General features: G+C 41.1%; 6 protein-coding genes, 1 tRNA gene and 4 pseudogenes. 6 read left to right on the top strand and 5 right to left on the bottom strand.

From position 1 onward, the window contains the following. Nucleotides 1-458 precede the first annotated feature (458 nt). Nucleotides 459-740 (top strand): annotated as a pseudogene (locus IM462_RS13720) (flavin reductase family protein); the annotation flags it as partial. A gap of 75 nt (nt 741-815) precedes the next feature. Beyond that, nucleotides 816-4,481, top strand: a complete 3,666-nt coding sequence (bchH, locus tag IM462_RS13715) for a magnesium chelatase subunit H (RefSeq protein ID WP_287702358.1) — start codon at nt 816-818, stop codon at nt 4,479-4,481. A 274-nt stretch (nt 4,482-4,755) separates the two neighbouring features. On the opposite strand, the gene moaC is transcribed toward bchH, so the two are convergent. Further along, nucleotides 4,756-5,256, bottom strand: coding sequence for a cyclic pyranopterin monophosphate synthase MoaC (gene moaC, locus IM462_RS13710; RefSeq protein WP_287702357.1), 501 nt, complete (start codon nt 5,254-5,256; stop codon nt 4,756-4,758). A 43-nt stretch (nt 5,257-5,299) separates the two neighbouring features. Here moaC and IM462_RS13705 point away from each other — a divergent pair. Continuing rightward, nucleotides 5,300-5,373 (top strand) — tRNA-Arg (locus tag IM462_RS13705). 291 nt (nt 5,374-5,664) lie between these two features. Continuing rightward, complete coding sequence (locus IM462_RS13700; protein WP_287702355.1) at nt 5,665-6,984, top strand: tetratricopeptide repeat protein; 1,320 nt, start codon at nt 5,665-5,667, stop codon at nt 6,982-6,984. 10 nt (nt 6,985-6,994) lie between these two features. Here IM462_RS13700 and IM462_RS13695 read toward each other — a convergent pair. Then, nucleotides 6,995-7,210: pseudogene (locus IM462_RS13695) on the bottom strand (type II toxin-antitoxin system VapC family toxin); the annotation flags it as partial. A gap of 92 nt (nt 7,211-7,302) precedes the next feature. After that, a pseudogene (locus IM462_RS13690) lies at nt 7,303-7,443 on the bottom strand (transposase); the annotation flags it as partial. Nucleotides 7,444-7,548: 105 nt separating this feature from the next. On the opposite strand from IM462_RS13690, the pseudogene IM462_RS13685 reads away from it, so the two are divergent. Next, a pseudogene (locus tag IM462_RS13685) lies at nt 7,549-7,716 on the top strand (polyphosphate kinase 2 family protein); the annotation flags it as partial. An 81-nt stretch (nt 7,717-7,797) separates the two neighbouring features. Continuing rightward, nucleotides 7,798-9,507 (top strand): urease subunit alpha, encoded by a 1,710-nt coding sequence (ureC, locus tag IM462_RS13680; RefSeq protein ID WP_002735350.1) that lies wholly within the window; start codon nt 7,798-7,800, stop codon nt 9,505-9,507. A 62-nt stretch (nt 9,508-9,569) separates the two neighbouring features. Here the strand turns inward: ureC and IM462_RS13675 are convergent, their stop codons facing one another. Together IM462_RS13675 and IM462_RS13670 are read right to left on the bottom strand one after the other, a co-directional pair. Next, nucleotides 9,570-9,905 (bottom strand): LPP leucine zipper domain-containing protein, encoded by a 336-nt coding sequence (locus IM462_RS13675; protein WP_002761382.1) that lies wholly within the window; start codon nt 9,903-9,905, stop codon nt 9,570-9,572. Between the two features lie 70 nt (nt 9,906-9,975). Next, a partial coding sequence (locus tag IM462_RS13670) for a CHAT domain-containing protein (protein WP_287702352.1) occupies nt 9,976-12,023 on the bottom strand: 2,048 nt, incomplete at its 5' end.

Raw genomic sequence — 12,023 nt, 5'->3', positions numbered from 1 at the left:
GACAAGGGAACTCCGGAACAGGGAACAGAAGGGTTTCTGACTTTTTTTAAGATGCCTCTTAATTATTACAGCTTACAGCGTTTCTCATAAAGATGAAGTATAATCTGATTTGGCATCGTCTCCTGACTCCTGATTGAGGTGATTAAACCGCACAGTGCGCTATTATAGCAGAGGGCAGAAGGCAGAAGGAAAATCCTTGCCAGAACTGAATTTTAGCGATTTAGGTTGTCCTAACCAACTCGTTCTCTGCTATAAGTCTTATTAAGGGGGTGTTAGACCGATGCAGGTGAGATAGTGGCAGCAATTCTCATTTTGAAACGATTTTGCCTTGTTTCAGCGATCTAGAGATTCGTTAAGAATTATTAACCCTTCTAGGTGCAAGGGTTTTGATGTCATGAAACCTTAAAATGAGAATTGCTGATAATACCTCCCATCGACTCTACCCACTTTATATCCATTTTGTCCTTAATATCCTCCAAGAAGGACAACATATAGCTTTAATGAAGCATTTTCTCAAACCCTTTGCTCCGGGGGAAGACCGTTTTGCTAATATCGAAACCACTAAAGCTGAGAACGGTGGACCGATTCTGGCCGAAGCGCTCGCTTATCTGGAATGTCGGGTAGGACAACGAATGGAGTGCGGTGATCATTGGTTGATTTATGCGATCGCAGAAAAAGGTAAGGTTTTACACCAAGGTTTAACCGCCATCCATCATCGCAAATTTGGCAGTTATTATTAATTTGTTGTTATGATCATTTCAGGGGGTGTGTTAAGGCAAAATAACGCACCCTGATTTATCAGAAAATAAATTCTTATGAAAAGTATTGTTTTAATTGTTGGCTTTGAAACCTTTAACAGTAATTTGTATCGGCAATCGGGCCTGTTGGCTAGTTCTAAATGTCCCGATTTAGAAGTAAAAGTATTTAGCGATAAATCCTTGACTAGCGAACCGGAAATAGTCGAGCAAGCTTTAGCCACTGCCGACGTTTTTTTTGCTAGTTTGATCTTCGATTACGATCAAGTTACTTGGCTGCGGCAACGAGCGGCAGAGATTCCGATTCGCTTAGTTTTTGAGTCTGCTTTAGAGTTAATGAGTTTAACCCGTTTGGGAGAATTTGCCATCGGGGATAAACCAAAAGGAATGCCAAAACCAATTCAATTTATCTTGAGTAAATTTTCCAGTGGCAAGGAAGAAGATAAGTTAGCTGGTTATCTCAGTTTCCTTAAAACTGGTCCGAAACTGCTGAAATTTATTCCCACTAAAAAAGTTCAAGATTTGCGTAACTGGTTAATTATTTACGGTTATTGGAATGCGGGAGGAACCGAAAATGTTGCCGCTATGTGTTGGGTAATTGCCCAAAAATATCTAGGATTAAAAGTACAGGAAATACCCGAAGTTATCGAAACTCCCAATAAGGGACTATTACACCCCGATTATCAGGGTTATTTTCTCACTCCCCAAGAATATTTGACTTGGTATCAAAAAAATAAATCCCTTGATAAACCAGTGGTGGCACTGCTGCTTTATCGGAAGCACGTTATCAGTAAATTGCCCTATATTAATCAATTAATCCGTCATTTTGAAACGGCTAATTTAATTCCCTTACCCGTGTTTATTAACGGAGTGGAAGGCCATACAATTGTTCGGGATTGGTTAACCACAGACTACGAAATTCAGCAAAGAAAAAAAGGAATCATTGAAACTCCTTCTTTAAGTGAAGATGCGGTGACAGTAGATGCAATTGTCTCGACGATTGGCTTTCCTTTGGTGGGGGGTCCTGCGGGTTCTATGGAAGCAGGAAGACAGGTAGAAGTGGCTAAACGAATTCTGTCCGCTAAAAATATTCCTTATCTTATCGCTGCCCCTTTATTGATTCAAGATATTTATTCTTGGACAAGACAGGGAATCGGTGGTTTACAGAGTGTGGTTCTATACGCTTTACCGGAATTAGATGGGGCAATTGATACAATTCCTCTGGGGGGATTAGTGGGGGAAACTATCTATTTAATCCCCGAAAGATTACAGCGTTTAACTGGACGTTTAAATAGTTGGATTAAGTTACATAAAACCCCTCCCCAAGAACGCAAAATAGCCATCATTCTCTATGGATTTCCCCCTGGTTATGGGGCAGTTGGTACGGCAGCTTTATTAAATGTTCCCCGGAGTTTGGTTAAGTTTTTACAAGCTTTACAAGCGCAGGGTTATAATGTGGGAACGATTCCCGAAGACGGGGAAGAAATTATTCAAAAAGTTAAATTTGCCGATGATGAGAATCTCTCTAAACAAAATCGTTTATCGATAGAAACTTTAGAAAATTGGCTAGGTTATCTGTTAACCTCTCGCATTGAAAAGCACTGGAAATCTCTGAAAGATGCGGGGATAAAAACTATTGGCGACCAGTATCATTTAGGGGGAATTGAGTTAGGTAATATCTGGATTGGAGTGCAACCACCTTTAGGAATTGCTGGGGATCCGATGCGGTTAATGTTTGAAAAAGATTTAACTCCTCACCCTCAGTATGCAGCCTTTTATCAGTGGTTACAAAAAGATTTTAAGACCGATGCGCTCGTTCATTTTGGTATGCACGGAACCGTCGAATGGCTGCCCGGTTCACCCCTAGGAAATACTGGTTATTCTTGGTCAGATATTTTATTAGGAGATTTACCGAATTTATATATTTATGCCGCTAATAATCCCTCGGAATCTATCCTAGCCAAACGTCGCGGTTATGGGGTGTTAATTTCCCATAATGTGCCTCCCTACGGACGAGCGGGATTATATAAAGAATTGATGATTTTACGAGATTTGATTGCAGAGTTTCGAGAAAATCCTGAGAAAAATTACGCTTTAAGAGATAGTATCCTCCAAAAGATTATTGATACAGGTATCGCTAAAGATTGTCCTTTTCTGGAAGCAGAAAAACAGGGAATAGAATTCACTTTAGAAAATGCCAAATTATTTAGCCGCTATGCACTAACCGATTATTTTGTCAAGGTGTATAATTACTTACAAATCGTCGAACAAAGACTATTTTCTTCGGGTTTACACACCCTAGGAACTGCTCCCAATCAGGAAGAATTAAAAGGTTATCTTGACGCTTATTTCACCGATTTATCTGAGCGAGAATTTCAGCAAATTATCGCTGACGAAGCAACCAATGAAAAGCTTAAAGAAGGCATTGCTATTAAAAATTTATTAGGACAAAATAGCGAAGAATTAACTAATCTTTTGCGGGGATTAAATGGGGAATATGTACCACCGGCACCGGGGGGTGATTTACTCCGGGATGGTGCGGGAGTTTTACCCACAGGACGCAATATACACGCTTTGGATCCCTACCGGATGCCTTCCCCCGCAGCCTACACTCGCGGACGAGAAATCGCCAAAAAACTGCTACAACAAAACTTAACCGAAAAAGGAAAATATCCCGAAACTGTAGCAGTTTTACTCTGGGGATTAGATGTGATTAAAACTAAGGGTGAATCCCTGGGTATTCTCTTAGAATTAGTTGGTGCGGAACCGGTGAAAGAGGGGACGGGAAGAATTGTCAGGTATGAATTAAAACCTTTAGGGGAAATTGGACACCCGCGCATCGATATTCTGGCTAATTTATCGGGAATTTTTCGGGATACTTTTATCAATATTATCGAGTTATTGGATGATTTAATGCAGCGGGCAGCCGAGATAGAAGAATCGGAAAATGATAATTATATCCGTAAGCACTATTTAGCCTTAAAAAGTCAAGGAATTGACAATGCCAGCGCTCGTTTATTTTCCAATCCTGCTGGGGATTTTGGCTCTTTAGTTAATGACCAAGTAGTGGAGGGAAATTGGGACAATGACAACGAATTAGCGAAAACTTGGGAAAAGCGTAATGTTTTTAGTTATGGTCGTCAAGATAAGGGACAAGCGCGGCCAGAAGTGCTACAACAGTTATTAAAAACCAGTGAAAGTATTATTCAAGAAATTGACTCGGTAGAATACGGTTTAACCGATATTCAGGAATACTACGGCAACACGGGAGGATTAAAATTAGCCGCAGAAAAACAAAGCGGTAAACGGGTGATGACGAGTTTTGTCGAGAGTTTTTCCAATGATACAACTCCCCGCAAATTAGAGGAGGTTTTGCGCTTAGAATACCGCAGTAAATTACTCAATCCTAAATGGGCCAATGCCATGGTTAATCAAGGTTCCGGTGGGGCCTACGAAATCTCCCAAAGAATGACCGCTTTAATTGGTTGGGGCGGTACGGCTAATTTTAGTGACGATTGGGTGTATGATCAGGCAGCCGATACCTACGCTTTTGATGCAGAAATGGCGGAAAAATTGCGTCAAGCTAATCCCGAAGCTTTCCGTAATATTGTCGGTAGAATGTTAGAAGCACAGGGTCGCGGTTTTTGGCAAGCAGACCCCGACAAATTAGAGAAATTACAGGAATTATATCAATTGACCGATGAAAAATTAGAAGGGGTTACTTAGGGTTTGCTGAATAAATCTAAAAACCTTGTTGGATAATATCTTTAGGCTTTTTTGAAATCAACAAGTGCCAGCGATTGGAGTCAGGTACTTTTTCCCCGAAAATTAGGTAATTGACTCCGGCTCGACTGAGCTCGCCGAACGTCCTGAAAATTGGTACAACCCCACACCCTACACCCCACACCCGTTCGGCTGAGCTCACGGCCGAAGCCCACACCCCACACCCCACACCCTGCCACCAGGAAAAACTTTTTGCCGCAAACCCTACTTAGGGTTTTCATCGCAACAGGGAATCCTTGTGATAATCTGATTTTCCTCCTGTTTTACTCAGCAGACGGATATTTTCAATCAGGATTGATTTTTCTAACGCTTTGGCCATATCGTATAAAGTCAAGGCTGCCACCGATACCGCCGTTAAAGCTTCCATTTCTACCCCAGTTTCCGATTTTGTCACCACTTCTGCGCGAATTTCGTAACCGGGTAACTCTGCTTTCGGGATAATCTGAACATTGATTTTTTGCAGGGGTAAGGGATGGCAAAGGGGAATTAAGGAGGAAGTTTGTTTGGCCGCCATAATTCCCGCTAGTCTGGCCGTCCCTAAAACGTCACCTTTAGGCGCATTTCCCTGTTCTATGGCTTCAAAAGTCGTTTTTAGCATTCTCACTTGTCCTAGGGCGATAGCAGTGCGTTTAGTGGGCATTTTCTCCGATACATCCACCATCTGGGCCTCGCCTTGGCTGTCGAGATGAGATAATTTTTCTTTACCCTCTTGCGTCATTGAATGAACCTGTGCTATAGTAGTTTACTGTTGAGAAAAACAAGGGCTTGTAGCTTAGTGGATTAGAGCGTGTGGCTACGGACCACAAGGTCGGGAGTTCGAGTCTCTCCAAGCCCGTTACATACAATGGCATATACTACAGGAATTAGGAACCTATGGTTCCTAATTTCTTTGGTTTTTTGCCCCATCTTCCCACTTTCCTATACTTTTTAAACAGGATTTAGTATCATCAGCCAGTTTTGCTGGAGTATTTTTTACCCTCAAACAGTGAAAGAAACTAAACTTTTAGGATTGTATAATACTAAATCCGGTTATTAAAAACTGATTATTTATTCCCCCTTTTGCCTTTTGCCTCTTGCCTTTTGCCTGTCCTTATAAGTAACCTATGCTCAACGGATTTAGTATAATATGAATTCTCCTGCACCTGTGCCGACACCCTTTCAAGTTGCTTTAGAGCGTTACCAGAATGCTCTAAATTATTTAGATACTTCTCATAATAAATCTCTGAAAAAAGCAGAGGCTTTAGAAATTATTGCCGCCAGAGATGCTCTTCAGAAACGAATGGAAGCCGAGGCGGAAATTTCGGTTGATATGTGTTCAAAATTAATCGAACAAGATAATAGATTAAAACAGAAAAGTTACAAAATTACTCAAGTTCTTGATTTAGCTGAATATCGGGAGACTTTACCTATTTCTGCTCAGGCTTGGTGGTGGCATTTAGAAAGTAGGGAATCTCTGCATCCTTGCAATCGCTTTGATTGGTTATTGAGAAGCGGTAAACTGGTTTTATTAGGGGTTAATTTTACATTAATCGGAACGATTGCCACTCGGTTTCTTAGTGGTGGTTCAGGTTTGCCAGAAATAGCAGGTGTTATTTTTTCGACTTTCATTTCTTTATTACAAACTGAAAATGCTCTCACAAGGACGCGCCAGAAGGGTTTTGTTAAGTTAATGAAATTTCGTAGGATTGCTGAACATTGGCATGAAGAAATACAGTTTTCCGTAACAGTAATAGTCTTTGCTTTTCTCTTGGGAATTTATCTAAATTTCTCTTGGTTTTCTGAGTTTTACAAGCAAGAAGGCAACCGTTTACAATCTCCTCCGCCAGCAAGTCAAGAAATTCCTAATTTAGCTTCAGCCGAAGAGAAGTATTTAAAAGCAATTGAGTTAGATCCAGATAATCTAGATGCTCATTATAAGTTGGCAACACTTTATGAAGAGTTACAGGATTTGACTAATGGGAAGAAACACTATTTAATTGCGGCAAAAGGTGGTTTTATAGATGCTTATAATAATCTCGCTTATTGGTATCTGCGCGATAATAAGAATGCAGAAGCGGTAGAGTTACTGGAAAAAGCTAAGAGATTATTAGCAGAAAAAGATGAAAAACTAGACCAATTTACTGAAGAGGAGAAACGCAATTTAGCAGTACAAAAATATAGTATTTATAAAAATCTAGGCTGGGCCAGATTTAAGCAAAATCGCAGTGAAGATGCAGTTCCTAATCTTTTAGTTGCTATTGGTATCGCTGAAAATCCAGCTTATCAGAAATTTATCCGCAATCCCGGTGCTGCTTTTTGTATTTATGCTCAACTTTTAGAAAAAGAAGACAAGAAATTATCTCAGGAAAATTGGCGTAAATGTCTTAATTTAGCTCAAGGGAGGGAAATTAACACAGAGGAAGAACAATGGTTATATGAAGCGAGGAAAAAAATTAAAGTGAAGTAAAATTTACTGACTATTCTCTGAGTAAAGCGCTAAATCCTTCTTGCTGAAAATGCTTATCAAAAGTTAATATTTCATAAATTTCCAGTTGTCTCATAATCTGCATGGAAGCACAATCGGTTAAACTGTAACCTTTGTCTAATCGTTTTTTATAAAAATCAAAAGCTTGCTGAAATTGTTCACTGGTTTGGGGAATGATTATAGTTTTGCTGTCATTGCGTAAATCCAGAAGTGTTGAACGTCGAAAAAAGTCACACAAAAACGCCTATTATAGATAGGATGTAGAAGTAAAGATGGCTCTTCGTTACTCTTTATGCTAAATCAACAGACAAGATGCCAAAATAACATACTTCTAACCCAAAAATTCCGAAAGTTTCTCAAGCCATAGCCTCTCCGTTTTATTAGTTTAAGTTTATTGTTGATTCCCTCGACCACTCCATTCGTTGTCCTTGGCTCGAAATAATACCATTTCTCTAAATGAAAACTACACATCGAATTTAAGTCACCCTTTTTAAGGGGGATTTAGGGGGATTAAACTTCTGTAGTCAGACTTTGGAGAATTGGTATAACTTCTATATTATCCCGGCTGATCGCAAATGGTTTACCCGTTTAGCTGTGGGGGCGGTTATTTATCACACCCTGGAATCCCTCGGTTTAAAATATCCCACCGTCACCGAAGAACATCGTCAAGCTTTACTGAAAGCCAAAGAAATCCTCGAAAACGAGCCAGATTAAAAATGGAAGAAAATCCCCAAAAAGCGATAATTGCCGGAAAATCGATCGTATAATCAATGTCGATTTTCAAGAATTCCCCCTATGAATTATCGCATCGATCGCCGCACCTATGCAGAAACCTACGGCCCCACCGTCGGAGATAAAGTTCGCCTCGCAGACACGGAATTATTTATCGAAGTCGAAAAAGATTTCACCACCTACGGCGATGAGGTAAAATTCGGCGGCGGTAAAGTAATTCGCGATGGGATGGGCCAATCCCCCATTTCTAGGGAAGATGGGGCGGTAGATTTAGTGATTACTAATGCCCTAATTCTCGACTGGTGGGGCATCGTTAAAGCCGATGTGGGCATTAAAGACGGCAAAATTTATAAAATCGGTAAAGCGGGTAATCCCCACATTCAAGATAATGTCGATATTATTATCGGTCCTGCTACCGAGGCATTAGCCGGGGAAGGGATGATTTTGACGGCAGGGGGGATTGATGCCCATATTCATTTTATCTGTCCCCAACAAATTGAGACAGCGATTGCGTCGGGGATTACCACAATGATTGGTGGTGGGACCGGACCTGCGACGGGAACTAATGCCACCACCTGCACCCCGGGAGAATGGAACATCTATCGAATGCTAGAGGCGGCCGAAGCTTTCCCGATGAATTTGGGCTTTTTGGGTAAAGGCAATAGCAGTCAGCCGGAAGGACTAGCGGAACAGGTAAAAGCGGGGGTAATTGGCTTAAAACTCCATGAAGATTGGGGAACCACTCCGGCAGCCATTGATACCTGTTTAAGCGTGGCCGATAAGTACGATGTGCAGGTGGCGATTCATACGGATACTCTCAATGAGGCCGGTTTTGTTGAGGCCACTATCGCCGCTTTTAAAAATCGCGTCATTCACACCTACCACACGGAAGGGGCCGGCGGTGGTCATGCTCCCGATATTATCAGGGTTTGCGGGGAAATGAACGTTTTACCCTCCTCTACCAATCCCACCCGTCCCTATACGACGAATACCTTAGAGGAACACCTCGATATGTTGATGGTTTGTCATCATTTAGACCGGAGTATTCCCGAAGATGTGGCCTTTGCCGAATCCCGCATCCGCCGCGAAACTATTGCCGCCGAGGATATTCTCCACGATTTAGGGGCTTTTAGCATCATTTCCTCCGATTCTCAAGCTATGGGACGGGTGGGGGAAGTAATTATCCGCACTTGGCAAACTGCCCACAAAATGCGGGTACAACGGGGCAGACTGACCGGGGAAACGGGAGAGAATGATAATCTGCGGGCAAGACGATATATTGCTAAATATACGATTAATCCTGCTATTACCCATGGTGTCTCCGATTATGTCGGTTCCATCGAGGTGGGCAAATTAGCCGATTTGGTTCTCTGGAAACCGGCATTTTTTGGCGTAAAACCGGAAATTGTCCTGAAAGGCGGTTTAATCGCCTGGGCGCAAATGGGCGACGCTAATGCCAGTATTCCCACACCCCAACCGGTTTATATGCGTCCCATGTTTGCCTCTTTTGGCGGTGCGATCGCCAAAACTTCCTTGACATTTGTTTCTAAATATGCTATGAAAGCGGGCATTCCTGAGAAGTTAAAGCTGAAAAAAACCGCCGTGGCAGTGTCGAATACGCGCAATATCAGTAAGGCTAGTATGAAGCTAAATGACGCTTTACCGCGCATGGAAGTTAATCCCGAAACCTACGAGGTGCGTGCTGACGGCGAATTATTAATCTGTGAACCCGCTACGGTTTTACCTATGGCCCAACGCTATTTCCTATTTTGAATTCGATTTCAGATTCAGAAAACGGGTTTTTTCAAAAAATCCGTTTTCTTTTTGAATCACAGTTAAGGATTAGTAGGAAGGTTTGGGAAAAATAACTTAACTAATCCTGCCATTAGTGCAGTAACAATAGCAACAAAGATGGTTCGATTAGTAAATTCCAAGTTATCTAGTCGTTTATTCACGCCTGTTAATTCTCCTTTAATATTTGCTATGTCAACTCTTAAGTTATTCACTTCTTCAGATAGCTTGTCTATTTTGCTATTAAGTTGTTCAGATAATCTGTCTATTTTGCCATTAAGTTGTTCAGATGACTTGTCTATTTTGTCATTAACTTCTTTGAATTGTCCTACAATAAAGTCTTTTAATTCTTTGAGGTCGTTTTCTGTAAATGTTGCCATTGTGTGACTCTCCTAGTAATTGTTTGTGATACCAATAATTTTACCCCTAAGTTTAACTCCTAACCCTTACTCAGTCAAATGTCATCGAAGTTGCATCACCAGAAGGAATAAAACTGGCCCAATAAAAAGGATGTTTTTGCTTCTCACCCTTGAGCATTCCTAGTTGAATTTGTCGTAAAGCTTCACTGCGTCCTTCTCCTTTTTGTAAGCGTCCATAATAGGCGACCATTAAATCTTTAGTCGCGTCATCAGATACTTTCCAAAGGCTAATTAATTGGCTTTCACTTCCCGCAATAACTAAAGCGCGGCGCAATCCATAAACTCCCTGACCGATTTTAATATCTCCTTTCCCCGTATCGCAAGCAGAAAGCACAACTAATTTGGTTCCGACTAAGTTTAAATTGGTAGTTTCTAAAGCAGTCAAAACCCCATCATCTCCTGCACTTTGACCGATTGTAACTCCTGCTAAAACTAACCCAGAACGCAATAAAGGATTCTCAATAACATTACGTTCACCTTGTAGGGGCGAATTGCGTTCGCCCGGATTGCGTTCACTCAAATTGCTTTCTGGTTTAAAAAAACCATGAGTAGCGATGTGGAGAATATTTGGTTTTTTAACTTGTTTGACGGCGTTTTCTGTGGCTTGAGAACCCGTTAAAACAGTGGCTTGAGGTAAGAGATTTTTAATCGCTTTAGCTTCTTCCTCTGTACCCGGAAGACCGGGAAAAGTAAACTCAGACAGGTCTATGGAACGAGTGAGAGCGACTTTTTCCCCTGCTTTACCGTAGAAAGGATCAGCTACAATGAGCGGAGATTGTTGACTGGCAAATTTATCTTTAAGGCGCAATAAATCCCGTCCAGAAGTGAGATAGGTAATATGATAATTTTCCACTAAGTATTGATTATTTTCATCCACTAAAGCTTCAAAAGGAATTAAATTAAGTGCAGCATCAGGAGAAAGCAGAATTGTTTTAGTATTGCCTAATAATTGACGGATAGGCTGCATCAATGTCTCATCAAGTTGACGCGCTGATTCTTTAAGTTGGGGAATAGGAGTTTGAGGTATTCCAGTTACTTTGTCAACATCTGCAAGATTGTTACGGAAGTAAATTAATTTGTCGTCAATCGGTTTAGCTTCCCCTAAATCCTTAGCTTTGATGTCACCATTGGGATAGAGAATATAAACAGCATAGCGAGGAATGCCAAAGCGTTGATTTTCAGGTGCTTTAGGATTAACAGGTCGATAGCGGACTATTTCAACTAAAGCAGCATCAGCAGGAATTAGTTTTTGAATACCTTCCAGGGTAATGGGTTGGGATAGGCTACGAAATTCGGCACTACGAACACCGATTTTACCCTCTATTTCTTTTGCTTTTGCGGTAACTTCGTTAATTTGTTGACGGTAAATTTCTGGGTTTTTAATATCTTCAGGCTTTTTAAAAGTCAGGTTAGATAGTTGAGTCCGAACTTCAATCAGTTGAGTTAATAATCGTTGACTTTCGGGGTCATCAGTACGTTGTCGGAGAATTTGTAAGCTATTGGTTGAAACATCTAAAATTCGTCCTTTACGTTCTAAGATAGTTTTCAAGGCGAGACGGGTTACTTCTGGGTTATTGGGTACAACTTGAAGATTGAGGGAAATCACCCAATCAGTCGTCCCTGAAACCGTTGCCATATAATCTTGTTTTTGCTTGTCATCCCCCATTTTTAGATTTTCTGAGAGGTTGTATTCTTGTACTGCAAGTCCTTGGCTGAGATAATTAATGGCTTGAGGAATGTTATCTTGAGACTGGTAAAGTCCTGCCAAATTGCCAAAACTTTTTGCAGTATTGGGATGATTTTCCCCTAATTGTTTTTTCCAGATAGCTAAAGCTTCTTTGTAGAAGGGTTCGGCTTCGCTGTATCTTCCTTGAGACTGGTAAAGGAATGCCAAATTGTTGAGACTGGTGGCGGTAGAGGGATGGTTGTCTCCTAATTGTTGTTTCCTGATAGCTAAAGCTTGTTTGTAGAGGGGTTCGGCTTCGCTGTATCTTCCTTGAGATTTGTAAAGTAATGCCAAATTGTTGAGACTAATGGCGGTATCGGGATGGTTGTCTCCTAATTGTTGTTTCTTGATAG

The sequence above is a fragment of the Microcystis sp. M144S2 genome, from assembly GCF_020246065.1.
Taxonomy (GTDB): Bacteria; Cyanobacteriota; Cyanobacteriia; order Cyanobacteriales; family Microcystaceae; genus Microcystis; species Microcystis ichthyoblabe_A.
This window is presented reverse-complemented; position numbering and strand designations above follow the sequence as displayed.